Raw genomic sequence first — 22,666 nt, forward strand, 5'->3', positions numbered from 1 at the left:
ATCAGGGGATAGCTTAATGGCAAAGTATGGAGTCGCGCTCCAAAGTGCTAGGTTCGATTCCTAGTTCCCCTGACCAATATTAAAGCCACCTACGGGTGGTTTTTTCATGCGTGATAGATATTGCAAATCACAATATATCTGCTACTTTGAATGCATAACAACCATAAGAGGCATTCATGGACTATGCGACATATTCACCACTGGCAACTACGCATTTATTCAAAGCAACACCCACACTTGAACAAATAGCCAACCATCTATCACTTGGCACTATCAAGATAAGGTTTTATCAACTGTCAACCAAGCAAGTCGTTGATGAGGTATTGATAACTGAGCCGTTCATGCTCCGTGGCTATGTGTGGACTGGAACCTATCTGAAAAATGGCAAGATGAAGTTTGTTGAGAATAGAGAACTATCCAAAATTCTGTTCAAGCATGTCTTAGGTACGGATTCAATTGATCTTGTAACTCACTTCAGGCATGTCAGTGAAGGTGAGAAGTTCAATAAGTATGTTGCTACGGTTTGCAAGAAGAATGACTGCCTTGATGAAGCCAAACACTACAAAATCGATTTAAAAGCATGGAACGTACTTAACAGTTTGTTTGGGCAATTCAATGGCCTAGAAGATGAACTAGAGAAGAAGGACTTATGGAAGGTGATAAGAAGCAAAAATGCTGGCTATCTTAATAGGATGCCTTATGGCATTGGAAGCCAGAACAAAGTAACCTTCTACCGTGGCGGATGGGCTGAGAGATACAGGTTTCGTACAGGCAAAGAATCAAACCTTGGTAAGTACGCATTTGATTACCTGCTCTTCATGTATCGAAATAAGTACAGAGCACAAGATAAACCGGCGTCATTTGCGGCAACCCTTTCAGGAGACGATTTATCAAAGGTTCTGATGATGCATGCGACTTCTGGAAATATCCCCCTATGTGATCCCGAATATGCAGGTTTGGGCGAGAGAGAAAATCAGATGTGTGCGAACAGATTTCTTTCCAAGGTTAACAATGACTGGGGCTACATTGTTGCATTGTGTGATAGACAACGCGCCACCCCCGAAATCGTTAGGCAACTTTATCTATTCAACGAACACATTCCAGGAAACTTTTTTCCAGCATTCTTTTCAGACTCCGCTCATTTTATGTCTGAAGCTCCACATCATTTGCGGGACACTGCTTTTCTACATTCCGTAAAGCCGTATTATGAAAATGACAAAGAGTTAGCCACTTCTTTGCTTCGCTTTGCAAACACAACTGACGACGATGAGTTTTCGGAATTTTCATTAGCTCGCTTGGCGTCAGCAAATATCTATCAGAACCTATCTGATGACTTGAAGGTTGACACTGACCTAATACGGCGTGTTGGAGCTGGAGCTATCAGATACCTTCCAACGAAGTACCTCAAAGATCGTGATTTCCTTTTGGAAGTGCTGAAGCTTTGGCCTAAATCCTATACCCCTGATTTAAAGGCGATTCTCAAATATGCCCATGTAAGTCTTGTTCGTAACCCATCCTTTTTAAAGCAGTGTTTCATGAATAAGATTGAGGGTTTGGGGGTAGATTTCTATGTGAATGAAAAAGATGAGAAGCGACTTACTTTGGATTTCATCGGTGAAATCAGGCTTCAGATGGATGTAGACGATGCATTTGATGATGATATATTAAGAATCAACCTTTCCATTCTCGACAAAGTAGTCGAAAGACGAAGTTTGAGGGATAGGCTTGAAGCCAACCTTCACCTTAAGATTGAGACTTCTACTCAGAGAAAGACAAAAATATAAGCCACCTACGGGTGGTATTTTGTTGCCCAGAGATATTGCAAATCACAATATATCTGCTACCTTAAATACATAACAACGATAAGAGGTATGTATGGCAACTAGAAGCAAATTGAGGAAGTTAGCAGATGATTTAAAAAGCCCACCAATCATTTTTGATGCCGTGAAGACTGCTGACTCAGAGAAAAAGGAATCATCTACCAGAGAGCTTATCAACCGACATTTCAAGGCTGACCAAACGAAACCTGATGATGCTGCTTGGATTGAAGGCATTGAGACTGGAAGCGATGATGTTGAAGTAACACGTACTGGTGAGTTTGTTGATGAAGATGAACCCAGCGATTCAGTTGAAGGTGTCGTTTGGTTTGACAGGGATGCACTTAGAAGAGCTTTGTCCAAGGTCAAGGATGAGACTCACAGGAGCTTCATCAGCAAGATATTGGCAACGAAGGAAGACAGGCCTGCTCTGGCTGTCGATGATGAAAAGGTCTTTGATGAGCTACAAGCTCAGTTCCCCAACTTCACTGATGTCATCAACTTCTACAAGGCGCAGTTGAGGCTATGTGCCATCACCGGCAGGACAAGAATCAGCCCTGTGTTGTTGCTCGGGCCACCTGGCGTAGGCAAGACCCTTTTCAGCAGGAAGCTGGCTGAGGCTTTAAAGACTGGATTCACCTTCATAGACATGGCTTCTGCCTCGTCCTCTTGGGTGCTAAGTGGTCTACATGCGACTTGGCACGGTGCGAAGTGCGGGAAGATTTTGGATGCCATGCTCTACAGCCCTACAGCCAGTCCCATCGTTGTGTTGGATGAGCTTGAGAAGCCTGTGGGTGCTGAGCGAGATCCGAAGAATGCTCTGTATCAATTGCTTGAGGAAAGCAGTGCCCGTGCCTTCGTGGATGAGTTCCTAGACCATCCGGTCAACTTGTCTTCCATCCTCTATGTGGCTTGTGCCAATGGATTGGATGGAATCTCAGAGCCACTGCTTACGAGATTTAAAATTTTTGATATTGCGGCTCCATCGGTTGAGGAGCAAGCGGCAATCATTCAGAAGATGTATGTGGATGAGGTTCAAGGCTCAAGTCTGTTTGAGACAAAGCTTGATTCATCATTGATTGATAGCTTGATAAGCGACTCATTGCGAGTAGCCAAACAGAAGATTTCTGATGCTGTGGGTATGTCGTTGCTGGAGCACACCCAAGATGAAATCAAAGCATTGAGGGCTTCATCGTCTTCTGCGATAAGCCTTAAACTTAGACACTTCAAGACTCATCACAAGAAGACAACTGCGAAGCTCGGTTTCTAAATCAGATATTTTTGAAGAAAGCCAAGAAGCTCTACCGACACTGTGCCCCAACTATAACCTCCTTTATCGTCCCATGACTTGGTGCCTATCATGTGACCATTAGTGGTCAGCTCGTTCATCAGCTCATCGTGTGGATATACATACCATGAGCCTTTGTAGTTGAAGGCGATATGAATATCTTTGCCACAATACTTTTTCTCAAAAGACAGTCGGCCCTTCAATTGCACTTTTAAGAACCTGTTGCCGTCAATGTGGCAAGCAATGAAGTCGGCGCCGTGCCAATCGTCAGAGAGCCTAAGGCAGTTATAGCCATAGTCGGCCAAGTGTGCAGAAATCTTTTGAAAATTGAAGTTCTCTTGCTGTCTGGAATTCAATTTTGAGTAGATGACCTTCTTAAAGGTGACTGGACCCTCATCTTGCGTATCTGCCAATGCAACCTCCGCACATCCATTCACCATCGTCATAAATGCCCCCTGTCATATCTGTGTTTTGGTGGCACCAGCCACATACTGAATAAATGGCGTAGTCCTCTTCTGCATCTCGAGAACGATCCTCAAATCCTGGCTGGAGTGACGGCAGGAGCTTTTTGTCTGGCGGACTGGCAAAGCATCCGCAGTTGGTGCACCACTGACCCCCGTGGTGCTCAATCGTGCTGGCCTTGTGGCATCGTTTGCAGACGATCACCTCTATGGCTGGAACGGCTTCAACTGAAGCAACTTGGATGACGACAGGCACCAATTCATCAAGGCTATTGATCCGCCTGCACTGCATACCGTTTTTGTTCAGATGGTTCAGCAGTGGGTCAAAGCCCTTGTCCTTGGACAGGACGATGCACAGGGTGTCGGGTGCTGTCTCAATAGTCCGGCCAAGCTGAAAGGCGATGTGGAAGTCCAAGGCGTTCTTGCCGGTGCCTTCAATCTTTTGAAAATCAACACGGGTGAACCTGTGAGCCGTTTCCTTCTTTCGTGAAGCCTTCGGCGGGTTCTGGTTGGCGCCCACATAAATGATTGCTCGGTAGCTCTCATCAAGTCGTGAGAGGTCGACCTTATGAACATTCTCAAGGTCAACGAGGAGGAGCGATTTGGTCAAGCCTTGCTTTCCGCAAGTTCTGGCTGAAGGACATGCAGCGGCGACAAGAATTTATTCAGTTCGTCTTGCTGCTCAAGCAGGAATGGTGCATCTTTGACCTTGGAATGAAGATTGAGCAATCGCTTCTCTGCACGGTTCAAGATTGTGTCGTAAAGCATTGGGAAGATGGTGACTTCATCGCCTTTGGATGTCGGCTCACTCTCGCCGTCTTCTATGGCATCACCCAGCACAAAGCAATCAACCTTTGAGTGCTTCTTGAGGTAGCCTTTACCGCGAAGCTCCTTCACATATTTCCAAACTTGGTCTTGCTCTTTTCCCCCGAGGCTGAGCCCTGTGGTCTTCAAGTCAATGATCACAAGGTGGTCGACGCCGTCTTCGTCATGCTGGGAGTTGTACGAGGGTCTTGCATAGAACCCAATGCTGCTATCTGGCAATGCAACGAAGTCAGGTCTGTTCCTGGTGCCCTTGCCTTTTTTATCACCGAATATTTGTTTGATGACCTGCGTCATGCCACGGTTGGATGTGAATTCTATGGACTCAAACTGCGCACCAAACATCCATAAGCCGCGTTCAAAAAGTGGCTGAAGTTCATGTACTTCATCAATGCCTACCACTTTGAGCTTGATACGAAGTTCACCAATGAGCTTGAGGCGGGTCTGGATCTCATCCAGTGCTAGCTTTGCCATGCCGATTGACCAATCACTGAGAATGGCATGCAGCGCATCCAGATCGTCTGGTTTCTGATCATGAAGAAGCTCAAGCAACCCAAACTGAGATTTACTTTTCTCTAGATTGGTCAGCAAGGCTCCAAGCTGAACGATCTCGGATTCGCCAAATGATGGCAGCTTGTCCACCACTTGATTAACGAAGGTCTGCACACGCTCTTTGGAGAGCAACGAAAGTCCATTGATAGAGTTACCAAGCTTTGTGAGCACATTGGATTTAAGTGCTGTCTTGCTGGCTTCGCCAGTGTCAGAAATAATTTGGCGAATGCGATCTTGCACTCTTGTGCGTGTTTCGGTCCATGCCGCATTCTCATCATTGAAGCTGTTCCAATCGCTAGCGACAGCACCTTTTTGATTGAGATAGTCGGCCTGCACAATGAAGATGAACCTCTTCGCTTCTGAGGTTCGGCCGTCCAAGATTCTCTCGTAGTCACTGCCTGACCATTTGCACTGGCCTACGGCACGGTTCTGAACCCACCATGCAATGCCATGCTGCTTGGTCGTCTTGTTTGGCTTCTTGCTATCAATATGAAGAATTTTGACGGTGCCATATCCCGGTATCTCAAGGTCTTCTTGGGACAGGAGTTCGGGGATGTCGTTAAAAGTAATGGCCTTGCCGTTGATGGATACCTTGAAGGCAGGATTGAATAGGAACCTGCTCCCAATCAGCTCTCGGGCTTGCTCTTCGGTGAACAAGTGGGAACGAATATCTCCGGTGCCCACGATTTCAGTGCCGTGGCCGTCCTGCTTCTCGGCTTCATAGGAGATGTCCTTGATGACCAGTGGGCGAGTGCTGGAGGTGCTGACTTCACATTCAAACCGCTGTCCGTCTCTCGTGGAAGCAGTGGTGTACTTGCTGGCGAAACAGAATGAGGCGAACCGTCCCTTGCCATTTTTTCCGAAGACTGCACGGGGCGAACCCTCTACACCTGGTGGAGGTTCTGACAGTGCGCCTTCGGCGCCGATCTTGTCATAGGACATCGTTCGCCAAATGCCTTGGAACATCCCCAAGGTCATGCCTTTGCCGTTGTCCTTAATCTTGAACTGCTTGCCCTGTGATGTGTCGGGCCAAGTTATCTGGACATCGGTGGCATAAGCATCCCAGCAGTTGGCGACAAGCTCCACGATGGCGGTAGCAGGGTCAGTGATGATGGAGCCAGCATGGGCTTCCAAGAAACGCGGGTCGTAAAGAAGATCTTCTTGTTCCATCATCTTGTCTTTCTTAATCTCGTTCTACGACTTGCTCAGTGTCGCCGTCATAGCGGTAGTGCACGATTTCGCCATTTATAAGGAGCTGGATTGCAAGCTCTATGCAGTCAATCGGTGCTATGAACCATTCTCTGGGAACATGCAGCTTGCCCATGCTGTCTGTCACTTTGAGGTCTAGGCAATATTTACCAAAAAAAGTGTGCAGCAGATTTTCAAACTTCTGCGGGTTTAGGTTGTAGCACTGAAAGACAGACACGATCTTGACCGGCGCCATCAAGTAGGTTGGCTCCTTTGCCGCGTTCTTGATTCGGTCTTCAACGGTGGTTGTGGAGAAGCCGATCTTGAAGAGGTTCGTGATGGCTTTGACTTCAGGGAGCTGGCTTACTGATTTCAGTACATAGACAAAACCAGTGGACAGGTCATCTGGTTTAATCAGCTCCAGCTCTTCCAAAGCCTTCTCATGGTTGTCAAGAATGCGCCTGCCCGATGGGTCCTTATAGAGTTCTGTCGCCAGTGAGCGAAGCAACATGTTGGACTCAGTGCCATTGTCAAAAATAATACGAAGGCGAGCATTCACCTTTTTATTTTTAACTTCTTTCTCACCGACTTCGGCAATGAAACACACGATGCCATGCAGCACGAAGAAGTGACCTGGCTTGATTTGTTGTTCACCCGTGAAAGCACGCATCTCACGAATGCCAGCTTTGAGTTCTCGGTGGCACAGGTCAAAAAGCGGCTCAAACTGAGGGAAGTCCATGCAAGGCTTGCGAGATGCAATCTTGTCGGGCATCTTCATGGTGGCTGGCACATGCTTCAAGGTGAAGATGCTTTCCTCACCCGGACCCAGTAAACCCAGCTCGTCATCGTCGTAGATGTCGTCCACCGTCTCCACAACTTTTTTCAGGAGCTGGTGGGTGTCTATGGCACGAAGTGAATCTGACTTGAGCTTGCTGGAGCGAATGCTTGCCAAACGGCTGTTGAGCTTGAATTCATGCATGTCTGCATGGTTGGGCTCAGGCTCCTTGCCGTGCTTGGCTACAAAGGCTTCTATCTCCTTGAACGAAGCGACAAGGCGATGGTCTGCCGTCATCGCAGGGGTGGCGAGTGGCTTCACCTTGAGCAAGTCAAGGTCATCATCCTCCACGAGCTTGAGCAAGTCTTCCTTCTTCATACGCCCTGCTGTCTTCGCTGGTTGCGGATGTAGATGAGGGCTTGCCCCATGCGAGCTTCCAGAGCATCGTTGGACTGCGGGTCTGGTGGGTTGCCATGAATCTTGGTGAACTCTTTGACCTTCGGCCAAAGCAACACAGCTTCCTCAGGTGTCATGACGATCCGAGTAGCTTCAATAGCCTCTTGGATGGTCTTCAGGACATTGGCAGTCACTGACTTGGACAGGATTTCAAAAGCCGACTGGAAAGGATTGATCCGGTCAATCAGGTCAATGTGCAAGTCGTCAATATTTACGAACTTGCCAGCCATTTTGATGAATCTGCGATCCCCGTCTTCCTTAAACTCGCCACTCTTCAAAACTGAGTCGGCCACGATGTGCTGGCGAACACTTTCAATCTCGTCATCCGTGAGGTCTGGATAGCGAAGCTTGATAATTTTCGGTATGAGAACCTTGTTTATGACTTCAGGATCAACATTTCCTGGAATCGCCTTGAGCATCGTGTCATCTTGAAGAATGACAGCTTTCATGTCGTTCAGGTCTTGCTCAATGATGTCCTTGAGCTTCTTGCTGGAAGGCTCCTTGAAGCCTCCAATTTTTACTTCGCCCGGTCCAGCCTTGTCATCATCATTGAGCTTGGTCTTGAACTTGAAGTTCGGCGCAAGAACCTGCTCCATCAGGAGGGAACAAGTAATCGCCTTGAGCATATTGTTGACAGCCAGCTTGACCAAATCATCATGAGCATCTGGTTGAGCTATCAGATTGGTGAACTGGGCATGGGACTTGTTCGGACTATCGCGGGTGCATCGGCCAATGATCTGAATAATTTCGGTGAGGGACCCACGATAGCCCACGGTTAATGCGTGTTCACAGAATGACCAGTCAAAGCCTTCCTTCGCCATACCTAATGCAATGATGAGATCTAGCTCTTCAGGGGTCTTAATGGTGCGGAGAAAGTTGACTACCTTATCTCTGGCTCGTGGTTCGTCGTAGACCAAATCAGCAACCCGAATGATCTTGCCATCTGTGTGCCTTCTGACATTGATAACCCCTGTCTCAGAATCTTGAGATTGGACGATACCTATGATGTCCAGAATACTTCCGACCTCGTCGCCTTTTTCCTTGGTGGATTCACCTGAACGAACATGGGGAATGTGAAGGATGGTCTTCTTGTCGGTGTCCAACACATCGGCAATCGCACTGAGGTATTTCTTTTGGTAGAAGTGATACCCAATGCCCAATGACTTCATGTAGGTGTAGCCGTTCAACTGCTCGTAATAGTTATAGGTCACTTTCACGAACTTGGCTTCATCTTCAGGCAACAACACCGGCACGCTGTCGCCACGGAAATATGAGCCAGTCATGGCAACGATGTGCACCTTGGACTTCTGCATAACACTCCGAAGCAAGAACCCAAGCTTGCTATCGGCGTCTGCTGAGACATGGTGGAACTCGTCAATGGCAAGTACGCAGTTATCTAATGCTTCCTCTTCAATCGCTTCAAAAGCAAATCTGAGGGTGGCATGGGTGCAGATCAGGATGTCGCTGTCATCCTTGAGAAAATTCTTGAAGGCTGTGACCTTGCTGGAGTCACCACCTGGTGTGCACAGATTGTTCTCAGGCTTCACTACCCAGTCTGTGAAGAAGCCATGCTGGGAAAGAGGGGTAGATGCAAATGATGAGCCAATAGAGCGCTCAGGCACGGCAATGATGGCCTTCTTGACGCCTTGCTTGTGGATCTTGTCCAAGGCCAGGAACATAAGAGCGCGGCTCTTGCCTGAAGCTGGGGGAGCCTTCAGCAATAGGTACTGCTCATTGCGTGCTTCGTAGGCACGTGCCTGCATCTCACGCATGCCCATATCGTTGAGCTTCGTGCTTTCACCTGTCTGGTGATATTGGACTTCAACAAGATTAGGCATGGATGGTCCCTTTGGTCATTTTTGTGTAGAGCTTGAAGATCGCAGTAAGCCTGTCTTCATCGGTGACATCACCAGTCAATCCATAAGCTGACTCAACAACCGAGTCCAGCTCAAGGTGGGCATCCAGCAACTCTGGGGGCATTAGATCGGGGTCGTACAATTTCGCCAAGGTCATTTCGCTGTATGACTCGCGCACGGTCAGAATCTTGCCTACAGCAACCGTGAGCTTCTTTTTAATGCTGTCATTGAGGACTGGCACAGGAAAATTGTTGTACAACAATGCGGAAGAATATCTATAGTCGTTCTTAAGTTTGCCGCCAACTGCTTCAATCCAAATCATGTGAAATCTTGAGGCGAGCAATCCAAAAACTATTGGAGTTGCATTAGGAACCACGTAAATTTGGTTTGATGCAACGACTTCTGATTGCAAGAACTCAATCGGCAAGTACTTTCTTCTTTCGGAAGAAACAGTTGGCACTGCCAGATAATTTTGAGTAGGCTGCCTGATCTCGGCAAAGAGATGTGAGGTTGCTGCAAGCTTTTTCGTCGTTGCACGGTCACTGTTGCTGCGCCAAGTTTTAACTTTCTCGTAGCGCATACGAATAGGGCGGCACTTTAGCGCTTCTTCCAGATTATCCTTAAGCCACAGACAATACCTTTCCTCACCATGCAGCAATTCTCTGGCTCCGATAAACGGACGAAGGAACTTGGAAGCGGTGGGACATTCCTGTCGTATTGCCGATGCTTCGTTGGCTGTGAGTGTGTAGTTGCCATCATCTAAGGCGAAGCTTCCATAGTTGATGGGTGGCAAAGCTGATAGGCCCGTTTTTCTAGGGTAGATGAACAGGTTTTCCGCATCGGCAAGATAAGCATTGATGTTCTTTGCTTTCTTGCGCAGGCCGTCATCAAAGATGAACTTATCTTCTTGTGAAACATGCCGAAGGCCGACGATTACACAAATAACTGCTGCGTTCTTCTTTGCACTGTTTTCCCACTTAAATGAGAGATGGCAGAAGAAAATCTCAAGACCTTTCCCGAACAGTAGAGGCCACAAGATCGCCACCTGTACCCCTTGTGTCAGGGAGTTGGTTGATACAAATGCAAAGCGAACATTTGTTTTCTCGGCGTATTCAGCCGCTTTAAGGAACCACACTGCGATGTAGTCTAAGTCCCCACTACCTTGAATCTTTGAAAAGCTCAGCTCCACATCTGTTTTCTGCTCGGATGATTGTTGCCGTGCTCCGAGGTAAGGAGGGTTGCCAAGAACGTAGATTTCCTCATCGTTGTGGGCAGGGCATACACTTTGCCAAGGCGTGCGTGCTGCATTCCCGCATTTGACATTTCCACTCGGTTTCAGTGGCAGAGTGGGTGAGGTGGTCTTAAAGCGGGCATAGAAGATCACATTCATCTGATGCTCTGCTAACCACAGGGCCAGCGTCGCAATCTCAGATGCGAAGTCATCAAGTTCAATGCCGTAAAACTGGCTCAGTCTGATTCCGCTCAACGAGAAGGAATGCTGTTGATTTAATGCTGCCAACGCCTCAAGAATCTCCATTTCCAGCTTGCGCAGCTCCTTGTAGGTAATAATCAAGAAATTGCCAGAACCGCAAGCTGGGTCAAATATCTTGATTTTTGTGAGCCGTGAAAGCAACTCCTCCAGCTTTTTTGCATTACCTCTGTGTGAGTCTAGGTCTTCATGCAGAGCATCTAAAAATAGCGGGCCAGCTACTTTCATGATGTTCTGGTATGAGGTGTAGTGCATCCCCATATTGCCCCGTTGCTCAACATCAACCACGGCCTGGAACATAGAGCCGAAGATGTCAGGATTGATCTCTGACCAATCCAAGTCCAAGCCGCAACGAATCAGGAGTTCGCGGCTGCGCTTGTTGAAGGCTGGGACAGGGACATGTTTCTCAAACAAGCCACCATTCACATATGGGAATTTCTCGTAGTAGCTTGGTGTGCCGTCACGGCTTTCCTCATCAAGAACCTTGAAGAGCCCTTGAAGGTATTCAGCAAGGTCGCTACCGTCTGCACTGGTGTGAGACTCAATGCTCTTGCTGAATAGCTTCGCTTCAAAGATCGTGGTGTCTTCTGCAAAGTAGCAGAACAACAAGCGAGACAAGAAAACGTTGAGGCTGTGGCGCTGCTCATCGTTCTGAACTGGATTTTGCTCAAGGATCAGGTCATAAAGCTTTGCCATCTTCTCGGCGGCTTTGACATCGGCAGGGCTGTCTTGAGTCTGCTTTGACTTCTCCATACCTGCCCATGGCAGGAAGAAATCAAACTTGCTTGCTAGCTCTACGAATGCAATATCCAAAGACTCTTCAGTCTTTGTGTCGTATGCATAGAATTTGTCAAAGTTCGTAGCAATGATGAATCTGGGTTTGTGCTTCTTGACTTGATCAGCCTGCTTCATCTGTTCCAAGATTTGGGCAGGCTGATGAATGCCACTGTGAGTGAAGTACACATTGCTCTTCCAAAGAACATAGTCCTTATCCTTGGAAATGTTGTACTCGCCAGCCTGCAACCTGGTCACTGAAGCCTTGGGTTTGCCATAGGCAGTCAGCAAGTCATAGATGAAGGTTTCTGGTTTGGCGTGAAGAAGAAGGTTGCGAACGCCTTCAGCAATTTGAGCAATGTGCATATTTTTTTAATGTTGACCACTGTTTTCAGACTTGGTGAGCTAGCAAGTCTGATTAATGTCTCTAACGGATTGAATCGCTAAAAATTTCACCCGAAGTCAATGGCTCGCCTTCATATACAGGATGAAACTGAGTGCGCCACGGAGAGCCATCGGGGAATAAGGTGATGTCAATGTCTTCTTCAAGCTTGACCAAACTATCGCGATCATTGAAGTCAATCTCAACGTCAAGGCCGTTTTCTTCATCAACTTGTAGATCGGCAGTCAGCCTTGACCCATCTACCTTAATGTCCTTTGGGTTTAAGTCATAAGGGGCAATGAACCATTTAAAGTATTCTTCAATCGAGTCAATGATGCGGATGTCTGCACCTAGACCTCTACGCATTTCCCCAATGTAGACACAGATATATGCTTGAATCTTTCTTGGCTCCTCTGATTCAAGTTCATCGTCTTCTTCATAAGACTCTATCTGATCATCTAGAACTTGATACAGCTTCGCCAAATCAGGATTGACATCATCTGCCTTACTTAGGCCATTTAGAAAGTTGTTGAAAGCCCTCAAGCCCTTGATGGCGGTCGGATCGTTGCGACAAGTATTGCCAAAAAGCCTGACCGCACGTGTGCCTTCCTCTAACTTGTCGGAAGTGCTAAGCAAGCCATCTTCATAAAGCTGGATGATTAAATGTGCAGTTTCTTGAAAGATTGGCTTTATCCTGTCTTTGCTAAGTTCAGCATGAATTGCTGGATAATCTTTCTTGGCTGTTTCAAGGAAATCGTCAATGGTTTTTATATTTGACTTCGTTGTCATCTGTCGCCTTTCTTCTTCAATGTTGATTCAAGTTTTTGAGCCAAGCTCATGCTGTTGTGAATATTGATGAGCGGACCGTCCTCATCATCTTCTTCTGCATAGTCCAAAGCTGACATTGTTTGATTGTCCAGCTTCTCAAGATCCAAGCCTTCATCCAGCAAGGCTGTCACGAACTCTTTGTAGTGCTGGGGATGGTCAAAACACCATTGATTCAGTCCGAGGACATGAGCCAGACTGTAGCCACTGAGATTGTTGGCAGTGTTGATGTTCATGCCATTCTTTAAAAGCAGGTGGATGGCTTGGATGAAAGGCTGATGATTTTGGAGCTTGCCAAAGATTGTTTGATGGTAGAACCAGTAGGCAACATCAAACGTTTTGGCTTTGTCCTTGAGCAACTCGCTGGCTCTGGGCAAGTCTTTTATGAGGCATTCTGAAAGCTCTGCCATGTCCTCCATGGCGTTGCCCATGTTGACGATTCTGAAACTCGTGGGGGTGGCTTCAGGATCGCCCTCCTCGTGCTTGATTGCAGCCTCAAGGGAGAGCTTCAAACCATCTGGATAGGTGAACACTGGGAAAGCTGTGGAGCCTTCTAAAAAGTAGCTTCTCAGGCCTTTAACCGATGCCTCTGAAGTGTTGGTTACCGTTCTTTTCTTCAGCCATTCACGAACATGGCCGACTTGGTAGCGAACATTCTTAGGATTGCTCAAGTACTGTGGACCTGAGCCTTTGCTTCGCCAAGATTTCACCGTGGGGACGGCTTCACCAATCCAGTCAGCAAGGGTCTTTTCATCTATGTACCGCTGGTCATCCCACTGGCTATAGTTCTGTTCCTTGGCAGGCTTAGCAGAGGGCTGTTTTGCTGCTTCAACGATAGCCAGTAGTTGGCCTGCGCTCAGTAGTGCATCAGGCGGCAGTGCCTTGAGAATTTCTGCAAGAGAAGTCATCCCTCATTGTGAATGGACAACCCGCTTTTTCGCTGACAAATGCTTACTTTTGGTGCGACAAGGGAACGAAAAAAAGCCGCTGCAAGTATCACCTTACAACGGCTTTTTAGAGGTTGGTAGGCCCCCCGTGAGTCGAACACGGCACCAACAAATTATGAGTTTGCTGCTCTAACCAAGCATGAGCTAGGGGCCCAGATTTTCAATTATCCCACTGCGTCAGGGGGAACCATGCCAGTCATCGGGTGCGTTGCCTATATGTAGCCTAGGCTTTTTGTCGCTTTTTCCAGATGCTGTAAGTTGTTGATTTTGCTCGATAAAACTTAACAGGGCTGGGGATTATGAGTCCGCTGCTCTAACCAGCTGAGCTAACGGCCCACGCAGGAGCGATTCTAGTGGGCGGCTTCCCTGCCCCTATTTGCGGTGGCTCAGCGCGTTGGTCACGAGCTTCGACGTGATGTCGACGATCTGGATCATCCGGTCGTAAGGCATGCGCGTCGGCCCGATGACGCCCAGCGTTCCCACCACCTCGCCATCGACCTCGTAGTTCGCGCTGACGATCGAGAGATCGTCGAAGGGCACAACCTGGCTTTCCCCACCAATGAAGATGCGCACGCCTTCGGCCTTGCTCGAGACGTCGAGCAGGCGAAGCAACTGCGCTTTCTGCTCGAAGAGCTCGAAGGCCCGGCGCAGGTGGCTCATGTCGCCGGAGAAATCGGTGACCGACAGCAGGTTGCGCTCGCCCGCGATCACCACTTCTTCCTGCGCCTCCGTCAGCACCTCTGAACTGACCTGCACCGCCGCCTGCATCAGAGCGCCAATCTCTCCGCGCAGCTGCTCCATCTCGGATTGCAGCCGGTCGCGCACCTGTTCGATCGACAGGCCGGCGAAATGCGCATTGATGTAGTTCGAGGCTTCGACCAGCTGCGACTGCGAGTAGTCGACCTCGGGAAAGATTACGCGGTTCTGCACGTCGCCATCGGGCGAGACGATGATCACCAGCAGGCGGCGATCGGACAACCGCAGGAACTCGATCTGCCGGAACACCGAGGCGCGCCGCGGCGCCATCACCACGCCGACGAACTGCGACAGGTTCGAGAGCAAATGGGCCGCATTGGCGATCACCTTCTGCGGCTGGTCGGGCGGCAGGCTGGGCGCCGCGAACTGCTCGCGCTGCGCAGTCAGCATGGTGTCGACGAACAGGCGATAGCCTCGCGCCGTGGGAATGCGGCCCGCCGAGGTGTGAGGACTGGCAATGAGCCCGAGCCCCTCCAGGTCGGACATGACATTGCGAATGGTCGCAGGCGAGAGCTCAAGCCCCGAAGCCCGGGAGAGCGTACGGGAGCCCACCGGTTGCCCTTCGGCGATGTAGCGCTCGACCAGTGTCTTGAGCAGCAACTTGGCGCGGTCGTCCAGCATTGAAAGATTTTAGTGTTGTAATTTACCGATGACATCCAGCTTCCGGCGCGTTGCATTGATCGGCAAGTACCAGGCTTCTGGCGCGCGAGCGCCGGCCGGCGCTCTGGACGAGATCATGGAAGGCATCGGCGCCTTTCTCGAATCCCAGGGCTGCGAGGTCTTCGTAGAGCAGCCGGACGAGGGCGAGACGGCGCAGACCCGCTATGCCGGCCTGTCGGTCGAGGAGATCGGCCGGCAATGCGATCTGGGCCTGGTGGTGGGCGGCGACGGCACGATGCTCGGCATCGGGCGCCAACTCGCATGCTACGGCCTGCCGCTGATCGGCATCAACCGCGGGCGGCTGGGCTTCATTACCGACATCGCGCTGAACGACTACCAGACCGTGCTGATCCCGATGCTGGCCGGCGACTACGAGGAAGACCACCGCAGCCTCATGCAGGCGAATGTGGTGCGCAAAGGGCTCTCGGTGTTCAATGCGCTCGCCATGAACGACGTGGTCGTCAACCGCGGCGCCACCTCGGGCATGGTGGAGCTCCGGGTTTCGGTCGGCCATCACTTTGTCGCCAACCATCGCGCCGACGGCATCATCATCGCGTCGCCCACCGGGTCCACCGCGTACGCGCTGTCTGCCGGAGGCCCGTTGCTGCATCCGGCCGTGCCGGGCTGGGTGATGGTGCCGATCGCTCCGCACTCGCTCTCCAACCGCCCGATCCTGCTGCCGGACGCGGACGAGGTCTCGATCGAGCTGGTCGGCGGGCGCGACGCGAGTGCCAATTTCGACATGCAGTCGCTGGCGACCATGGCCATCGGCGACCAGATCGTGGTCCGGCGCTCCGAGTACCGCGTGCGCTTCCTGCACCCCCGAGGCTGGAGCTATTTCGACACGCTGCGCAAGAAACTGCATTGGAACGAAGGAGGTTCCTGATCCATGAGCCGCACGGCCGCCCCGAAGGCGAATAGCACCGTAGCCGAAGGCGAAGGCACTTTGGTGAGCCCGCACGCTCGACCGGGTCGTCGCCCCTCGCAGGCGCGCCCTGCGCCCTCCGGCATTCCGAGCGGGCATTGACATGGCACTGCGACGCATCGCCTTGCGCGATTTCGTGATCGTGCGTGCACTCGAACTCGACTTGGCCGCCGGCTTCACCGTGCTGACCGGCGAGACCGGCGCCGGCAAGTCGATCCTGATCGACGCGCTGCAATTGGCACTCGGCAATCGTGCGGACGCCGGCGCAGTGCGCGAGGGCGCGGAACGCCTCGACGTCAGCGCCGAGTTCGATGCCGAGCCTACCCTCGCCGCTTGGCTGGACGAAGGCGGCTTCGAGGCCGGCGAGGCACTGCTGCTGCGCCGGACGGTCGATCTCCAAGGCCGCAGCCGCGGGTGGATCAACGGCAGCCCGGCCACCGCCACGCAGTTGCGCGAACTCGGCGACCGGCTGCTCGACATCCACGGCCAGCACGCCTGGCAGAGCCTGACACGTCCCGATGCCGTGCGCGGGTTGCTCGACGCCTATGCCGGCGCCGAAGATGCGGTTGCCGTCCTCGCTCAGGCCTGGCAAGGATGGCGCCACGCCATTGCGGCGTTGGACAAGGCACGCTCGGCCCAGGATTCGCTGCAGCGCGAGCGCGAACGCCTCCAGTGGCAGGTGGGCGAAGTCATGAAGCTCGCGCCGGGTGCCGATGAGTGGGAAGAACTCTCGGCCAGCCATACCCGCATCTCCAACGCGCAGGCGCTTATCGACGCCGCCGAAGGCGCCTGTGGCGCACTGGAAGACGACGAGAGCGGCGCGCTCGCAGCGCTGAGCCGGGCCGTCACGCTTCTGCGGGACTGCGAGCACATCGAGCCCGCCTTCAAGGAATTGGGCGAAGTGCTGGCCTCGAGCGTGGCCCAGGCTTCCGATGCCGCGCATTCCCTGCACGGCTATCTGCGCCAGGCCGACACGGACCCGCAACGGCTCGCCGAGCTGGACGAGCGGATGGGCCTGTGGATGTCGCTCGCCCGCCGCTACAAGCGCACCCCGGCCGAGCTGCCCTCGCTGCTCGCCAGCTGGCAGGCTGAGCTGCAGGCCCTGGACGCCCAAAGCGACCTGGAGGCGCTGGAGCGCGCCGAGCAGGCCGCGCAACAGGCCTACCTGAAAGAGGCCAGGGCCCTGAGCAAGGCACGCAAGCAGGCCGCCCCGCGATTGGCACAGGCGGTGACGCAGGCCATGCAAGGCCTCGGCATGCAGGGTGGACGCTTCGAGGTTTCGCTGGAAACGCTGGCCGAGCCCGCCCGCCACGGACTCGAGGACGTCGCCTTCCTGGTCGCCGGCCATCCGGGCAGCACGCCACGCGCGATCGGCAAGGTGGCCTCCGGCGGCGAGCTCTCGCGCATTGCGCTGGCGATCGCGGTCACTACCAGCCAGCTTGGCGCCGCGCAGACCTTGATATTCGACGAGGTCGACGCCGGCGTCGGTGGCGCCGTGGCCGAGACCGTCGGCCGTCTCATGAAGCAGTTGGGCCGCGATCGCCAGGTGCTGGCGGTGACCCATCTGCCGCAGGTGGCCGCCTGCGCCGATCACCACCTGCTGGTCGCCAAGCAGCAGACGAGCGCGAAGAGCCGGGGCGGTATCCGGACCGAGAGCAGCGTGTCGGTGCTCGACGACGACACCCGCACCCGCGAAATCGCTCGCATGCTGGGCGGCGAGCGCGTGTCGCAGACTTCGCTCGCGCATGCGCGAGAAATGCTGGGCAAGAAGACGCCGGAGGTTTCGGCATGAGCCGCACGGCCGCTCCGACGGCGAATAGCACCGCAGCCGAAGGCGAAGGAACTCCAGTGAGCCTGGAACTGGTGCTGATCACCGGCATGTCCGGCTCGGGCAAGTCCGTCGCCCTGCACGCGCTCGAAGACGCAGGCTACTACTGCGTCGACAACCTGCCGCCCGAGCTCCTCATGCCCTTCATCGCCCTGCAGCGCGAGCAGCAGGCGGGACGCGTGGCAATCGCGATGGATGTTCGCAGCGGCGTCTCGCTGCCGCTGGTGCCGCAGCAGCTCGAGCGGCTACGCAACGAGGGCGTGTCGCTGCGTTCGCTGTTTCTCGACTCGACCACCGATGCGCTGGTGCGCCGTTATTCGGAAACCCGTCGCCGCCATCCCCTGTCGCGCCACGATGGCCGCACGGATGCGCCGGAACAGCAGCGCGTCCTGGTGCAGGCCATCGAGCTTGAACGCGAGTTGCTGGCCGAGCTGCGCGACGGTGCAGACGTGATAGACACCAGCATCATCCGGCCGGCGCAGCTGCAGAGCTACATCAAGGCGCTGATTGCCGCGCCCGAGAGCGCACTCACGCTGGTCTTCGAGTCCTTTGCCTTCAAGCGCGGCGTGCCGCTCGATGCCGACTACGTGTTCGACGTGCGGATGCTTCCCAACCCGCACTACGTGCCCACGCTCCGGCCCTTGACCGGCCGGGACGCGCCCGTGATCGACTGGCTGCGCGAACACGAGGACGTCGCGCGCATGCAGGGCGACATCGAGCAGTTCCTTCATCGCTGGCTCGATGCGTTGGCACGGGACCATCGCAGCTACGTGACCGTGGCGATCGGGTGCACCGGCGGGCAGCACCGCTCGGTGTTCTTGGTGGAACAGCTGGCCCGCGGCTTCAGCACACGCTGGGCCGCCCTCAAGCGGCACCGCGAGCTGGACGCCTTGAGCTAGTCGCCGGTCGCGAGCAGCTTGCGCACCGGTGCCGGCAGGCCGAGCACCGGCCATTCGCCGGCCTCGAACCAGCGTCCCGACCCGGTCGGCGGGCGCTCGGCCGCATACGCCACGGACACCGGATGCAGGTGCAGGTCCTTGTGCGTGAGCACGTGCAGGAAGGCCGGATCGTCCTGCGCGACACAGCGCGCATCGGGCGCGAGCTCGTCCAGCAGCAAGGCGCGGCTCTCATAGACCGGCAGGCAGTAGAGGCCGGCCCAGATCCCACGCGACGGGCGCTTCTCCAGCCACACGCGCCCCTTCGTGTCGAGCGCCTTCAGCATCCACAGGGATTGCGCGCTGCGCCGCAGCTTGCGCGTCTTGATCGGAAAGCGCTCCGGCGCGCCCGCTCGCCGCCCCGCACACAGCTCGCTGGCCGGGCAGATCATGCAGCTGGGCTTGCGCGGCAGGCAGACGGTGGCGCCCAGGTCCATCAGCCCCTGCGTGTAGCCGGCGATGGCTCCCTGCTGGGCGGGCGGCGGCAGCAGTTCCGTCGCCAGGGCCCACAGCGCTTTCTCCTGTGTCGAGGACGCCAGGTCGCCTTCGAAGCCCAGCACCCGCGTCAGCACCCGCTTCACGTTGCCGTCGAGGATCGCCACCCGCTCGCCGAAGCAGAAAGCGGCAATGGCAGCGGCGGTGGAGCGGCCGATGCCTGGCAGCGTCTGCAGCTCGGCCGCCGTCCGCGGGAAAGCGCCGCCGAAGCGCGAGACCACGTCCTGGGCGCACTGGTGCATGTTGCGCGCGCGGCTGTAATAGCCCAGGCCGCTCCACAGGCCCAGCACCTCGTCTTCGCTGCCTGCGGCCAGGGTCTGCACCGTCGGAAAGCGTTCGAGAAAGCGGGCGAAGTAGCCCAGCACGGTCGAGACCTGGGTCTGCTGGAGCATGACCTCCGACAGCCAAACGCGGTACGGGTCGTGGGTGTTCTGCCACGGCAGCTCGCTGCGCCCGTGGCTGCGCTGCCAGGCCACGACGCGCGCGGCAAAGTCCGCCGGCAGCCCCTGGGCCGCCGATTTCCGATCTTCAGGCGGCACTGAGTTCGCTGCGCGCGGCGGCCGAGGAGGGCGCCTCGTTGCTCGTCAGCAGCGCCGTGAACTCGCGCAGGCGCACGTGCAGCTCGGCCAGGCCCACCTCCTGGGCAGCGAGCTCGGTCAGGCGCTCGTCAAGGTTGCCCGCGGCGCTCTGGATGCGCTCGATCGCCTCGATGCGCTTGGTAAAGTTGCGGCGGCGTTCCTTGAGCTGCGCGTCGAGCTGGGCGCCGGCGCCCTTGCTCCAACGCTCCACCTCGGTCATGGCCGCCTCGTTGACCACGCGCAGCCGGCTGGCCAGCGCGCGCACGAGCTTGTCGCAGAAGTCGGGTTGCGCCAGCTTCAACACGTTGCCGATGCCGAGGTAGTGGATGTGGCTGCGCTCGATCTGGCTCAGCTGCTCCTGGAAGCCCGTCAGGTCGGGCTCGGCCGGCGCCTGCAGCGCGAAGCCATGCTCGGCATTGAGCTGGCGGAAGGTGGCGTGCAGCATCGACTGGATCTCGGCGGTGGTCGCCTGCACCTCGCGAAGGTTGTTGCGCAGCGCATCGAAGGTTGCGCCGTACACCTTGCGCACGTTGAACTTGATGCCGGGCCGCTTGAGCGCGGAGGACAGGCGAGCCATGTCGGCCTTGAGCGCAGTGCTGCCCAGCACTGCGTACACCTCGCGCAGCAGCTTGCCCTGCACCGAGCGCAGCGCCAGGATGCGGGTGTTGCTGCCCTCGAACTCGGCCTGCTCCTGCTCGATGCGGGTGCGCATGTGGCGGATGACCGACACGTTCTTGCCGCGCAGGCCCTGCAACTCGAGTGCCTGCTCCGACAGGTCGCGCTGACGCACCTTGAGGATGCGCGCCGCCTCGGCCTGCAAAGCAGAGATGCCGGCGTCCACCGCCAGCCGCAGCATGCGCTCGCGCTTGCCGAGCAGGCCCTCGCCCAGCACGGATTCAAGTGCAGGCAGCCGGCTCGCCTGCAGCAACGGCACGTCGCGGCGGATCTTGGCCTGCAGGCCCTTTTGCGCCGACACCGGAAGCACCTGTGTGAGCGGCACGCCCAGCAGCTCAGCGGCGCCCTTGCGCTGACGCTGGATCTGGGCATCGATCTGGGCCGGCGTGCTCAGCGTGTCCCACATGGTGTCGATCTTGTTGAGCACCACGATGCGGGTCTCGCCCGGATCGCCCTCGGTGATCAGGTGCTCGCGCCAGATGGCGAGGTCGGAACGGGTCACGCCGGTGTCCGCGGCGAGGATGAAGACCACGGCGTGGGCCTGCGGAATCAGGCTCACCGTCAGTTCGGGCTCGGCGCCGATGGCGTTGAGGCCGGGGGTGTCGAGGATCACCAGGCCCTGCTCGAGCAGGGGGTGCGGCATGTTCAGCAGCGCGTGCCGCCAGCGCGGGATCTCGACCTGGCCCTCGCCATCGGGCACGGGATTGTCGTCGGGCGATTCGTCGCTCCAGAAGCCCAGCGAGCGCGCCTCGGCCAGCGGCACGCGCCGGACCTCGGCCACCTTGTTCATGGTCTGCGAGAGCTGTTCGGCGTCCTCGACGTCGATCGGGATCTCGGTCCAGTGCTCGACCTTGTCGCGCCAATGAGCGAGCGAATGCGGCTCCAGCCGGGTTTCGATCGGCAGCAGCCTCAGGCAGGGAGCAAAACCGGCGTCGTAGCCCAATTCGGTGGGGCACATCGTCGTGCGGCCCGCGCTTGCCGGCATGATGCGGCGGCCATACGCAGCAAAGAAGATCGCGTTGATCAGCTCGGACTTGCCGCGCGAGAACTCGGCCACGAAGGCGACCATGACCTTGCTGGTGCGCATCTGCGATTCCAGCTCGCGCAGTCGCTCTGCCACGCTCTGGTCGAGCAGTTCGTTCTCGTCCAGCCAGCGCGCCAGCCATTTGAGGCGGTGCGCAAAGTTGCGTCGCCAGGCACCGTGCTGGTCGAATTGCTGATTGAATGAGCGAGTCAAGGGTGTGTAAGGGTTGCTTACAAATATTAGCACCCACATGGCGCTGGCGTGCCTGTAGTCTGCCGGGCTTTCAGTACTTTTGGCAGTTTGGGCAGAAATATGTGGAGCGCTGGCCCTGCCGCACTTGGCGCACGGGGGTGCCGCAGATTCGGCAGGGCTCGCCGGCGCGACCGTAGACGGTCGCCTCCAGCTGGAAATAGCCGCTCTGCCCGTCGACATTTGAGAAATCGCGCAGTGTGCTGCCGCCACGCTCGACCGCCCGCGCCAGGATCTCCCGCACCGCCGCATGCAGTCGCGCCGCACGCGGACGGCTGATGCGTGAAGCGGACAGGCTCGGACGGATGCCGGCCAGAAACAGCGCCTCGGAGGCGTAGATGTTGCCCACGCCCACCACCACGTCGCCGGCCAGCAGCACCTGCTTGATCGACGCCCTGCGTCGTCGCAGGCCCGCATGGAAACGATCAAGCTCGAAAGACGCTTCCAGGGGTTCCATCCCGAGCCCGCCCAGCAGCTTGATTGCCAGCGGTGTTGCCTCGTCCTCCACGTATACCACCGCGCCGAAGCGCCGCGGATCGTTGAGCCGCAGGGTCCCGCGGCTGGTCACCATGTCGAAATGATCGTGGGCGCCAGGGGCGGGAAGCAGGGTGTCGAAGCGCAGGCTGCCCGACATGCCCAGATGCATCAGGAGCAGGCCAGAGTCCAGGTCGACCAGAAGGTACTTGCCGCGCCTGCGCACGGCGCGCACCGTGCGCCCCACCAGCGTCGAGGGCTCCGCCGCCAGGGCCCAGCGCAGCGGCTTGCCCAAGCGCACGGCTTCGATTCGCGCCCCTGCGATCCGTTCGGCGAAGCCGAGTCGCGTCACTTCAACTTCGGGTAGTTCAGGCATGGAGAAAGGCCGACATGAAAACAAGGCGAGATCGCAGCCCGTGCGGCCATTGCTGGAAA

At 55.2% G+C, this 22,666-nt stretch carries 17 protein-coding genes and 2 tRNA genes; 6 read left to right on the forward strand and 13 right to left on the reverse strand.

Annotated features, from left to right (window positions below; genetic code table 11):
* Positions 1 to 2: 2 nt before the first annotated feature.
* The 3 genes from E5P3_RS25175 (at position 3) to E5P3_RS25185 (ending at position 3,087) form a co-directional block, all read left to right on the forward strand.
* A tRNA-Ala gene (locus E5P3_RS25175) sits at positions 3 to 76 on the forward strand.
* Between the two features lie 100 nt (positions 77 to 176).
* Positions 177 to 1,784, forward strand: a complete 1,608-nt coding sequence (locus E5P3_RS25180) for a hypothetical protein (RefSeq protein WP_162588455.1) — start codon at positions 177 to 179, stop codon at positions 1,782 to 1,784.
* Between the two features lie 91 nt (positions 1,785 to 1,875).
* A complete protein-coding gene (locus E5P3_RS25185) occupies positions 1,876 to 3,087 on the forward strand; it encodes an AAA family ATPase (protein WP_162588456.1) in 1,212 nt (403 codons plus the stop codon).
* On the opposite strand, the gene E5P3_RS25190 is transcribed toward E5P3_RS25185, so the two are convergent.
* The 10 genes from E5P3_RS25190 to hrcA all read right to left on the reverse strand — a co-directional run bounded on the left by E5P3_RS25190 (position 3,084) and on the right by hrcA (position 15,009).
* Complete coding sequence (locus E5P3_RS25190) at positions 3,084 to 3,518, reverse strand: hypothetical protein (protein WP_197893983.1); 435 nt, start codon at positions 3,516 to 3,518, stop codon at positions 3,084 to 3,086. The two genes, E5P3_RS25185 and E5P3_RS25190, sit on opposite strands and share 4 nt — an antisense overlap.
* Complete coding sequence (locus tag E5P3_RS25195; RefSeq protein ID WP_162588457.1) at positions 3,499 to 4,176, reverse strand: PIN domain-containing protein; 678 nt, start codon at positions 4,174 to 4,176, stop codon at positions 3,499 to 3,501. Before E5P3_RS25195 ends, E5P3_RS25190 begins: the two co-directional genes overlap by 20 nt.
* A complete protein-coding gene (locus E5P3_RS25200) occupies positions 4,173 to 6,113 on the reverse strand; it encodes an ATP-binding protein (RefSeq protein ID WP_232073301.1) in 1,941 nt (646 codons plus the stop codon). Before E5P3_RS25200 ends, E5P3_RS25195 begins: the two co-directional genes overlap by 4 nt.
* Before the next feature lie 10 nt (positions 6,114 to 6,123).
* Positions 6,124 to 7,281: a GIY-YIG nuclease family protein gene (locus tag E5P3_RS25205; protein WP_162588458.1), complete on the reverse strand. Its 1,158-nt coding sequence runs from the start codon at positions 7,279 to 7,281 to the stop codon at positions 6,124 to 6,126.
* The gene (locus E5P3_RS25210) at positions 7,278 to 9,197 is read right to left on the reverse strand and encodes a DEAD/DEAH box helicase (RefSeq protein WP_162588459.1); all 1,920 of its coding nucleotides are present in this window, start codon (positions 9,195 to 9,197) and stop codon (positions 7,278 to 7,280) included. Before E5P3_RS25210 ends, E5P3_RS25205 begins: the two co-directional genes overlap by 4 nt.
* Complete coding sequence (locus tag E5P3_RS25215; protein ID WP_162588460.1) at positions 9,190 to 11,844, reverse strand: DNA methyltransferase; 2,655 nt, start codon at positions 11,842 to 11,844, stop codon at positions 9,190 to 9,192. Before E5P3_RS25215 ends, E5P3_RS25210 begins: the two co-directional genes overlap by 8 nt.
* 61 nt (positions 11,845 to 11,905) lie before the next feature.
* On the reverse strand, positions 11,906 to 12,649 hold the full coding sequence (locus E5P3_RS25220; RefSeq protein WP_162588461.1) for a hypothetical protein: 744 nt from the start codon (positions 12,647 to 12,649) through the stop codon (positions 11,906 to 11,908).
* The gene (locus E5P3_RS25225) at positions 12,646 to 13,593 is read right to left on the reverse strand and encodes a helix-turn-helix transcriptional regulator (protein ID WP_162588462.1); all 948 of its coding nucleotides are present in this window, start codon (positions 13,591 to 13,593) and stop codon (positions 12,646 to 12,648) included. The genes E5P3_RS25220 and E5P3_RS25225 overlap by 4 nt, the downstream gene beginning before the upstream one ends.
* 114 nt (positions 13,594 to 13,707) lie before the next feature.
* Positions 13,708 to 13,786, reverse strand: a tRNA-Ile gene (locus tag E5P3_RS25230).
* 218 nt (positions 13,787 to 14,004) lie between these two features.
* Complete coding sequence (gene hrcA, locus E5P3_RS25235; protein ID WP_162588463.1) at positions 14,005 to 15,009, reverse strand: heat-inducible transcriptional repressor HrcA; 1,005 nt, start codon at positions 15,007 to 15,009, stop codon at positions 14,005 to 14,007.
* Between the two features lie 28 nt (positions 15,010 to 15,037).
* Between hrcA and E5P3_RS25240 the strand changes: the two genes are divergently transcribed.
* The 3 genes from E5P3_RS25240 (at position 15,038) to rapZ (ending at position 18,700) form a co-directional block, all read left to right on the forward strand.
* Positions 15,038 to 15,934, forward strand: coding sequence for an NAD kinase (locus E5P3_RS25240; protein WP_162588464.1), 897 nt, complete (start codon positions 15,038 to 15,040; stop codon positions 15,932 to 15,934).
* 142 nt (positions 15,935 to 16,076) lie between these two features.
* Positions 16,077 to 17,765, forward strand: coding sequence for a DNA repair protein RecN (gene recN, locus E5P3_RS25245; RefSeq protein ID WP_162588465.1), 1,689 nt, complete (start codon positions 16,077 to 16,079; stop codon positions 17,763 to 17,765).
* A 56-nt stretch (positions 17,766 to 17,821) separates the two neighbouring features.
* Entirely contained in the window at positions 17,822 to 18,700 is an 879-nt protein-coding gene (gene rapZ / locus E5P3_RS25250; protein WP_162589856.1) for an RNase adapter RapZ, read from the forward strand.
* On the opposite strand, the gene mutY is transcribed toward rapZ, so the two are convergent.
* The 3 genes from mutY to mutM form a co-directional block, all read right to left on the reverse strand.
* Positions 18,697 to 19,770 (reverse strand): A/G-specific adenine glycosylase, encoded by a 1,074-nt coding sequence (gene mutY / locus E5P3_RS25255; RefSeq protein ID WP_443083266.1) that lies wholly within the window; start codon positions 19,768 to 19,770, stop codon positions 18,697 to 18,699. The two genes, rapZ and mutY, sit on opposite strands and share 4 nt — an antisense overlap.
* The gene (locus E5P3_RS25260) at positions 19,760 to 21,721 is read right to left on the reverse strand and encodes a dynamin family protein (RefSeq protein ID WP_162588466.1); all 1,962 of its coding nucleotides are present in this window, start codon (positions 21,719 to 21,721) and stop codon (positions 19,760 to 19,762) included. Before E5P3_RS25260 ends, mutY begins: the two co-directional genes overlap by 11 nt.
* A gap of 70 nt (positions 21,722 to 21,791) precedes the next feature.
* Positions 21,792 to 22,607: a bifunctional DNA-formamidopyrimidine glycosylase/DNA-(apurinic or apyrimidinic site) lyase gene (mutM, locus tag E5P3_RS25265; protein ID WP_162588467.1), complete on the reverse strand. Its 816-nt coding sequence runs from the start codon at positions 22,605 to 22,607 to the stop codon at positions 21,792 to 21,794.
* Positions 22,608 to 22,666: the final 59 nt, after the last annotated feature.

The sequence above is a fragment of the Variovorax sp. RA8 genome (assembly GCF_901827175.1).
Lineage (GTDB): Bacteria > Pseudomonadota > Gammaproteobacteria > Burkholderiales > Burkholderiaceae_C > Variovorax.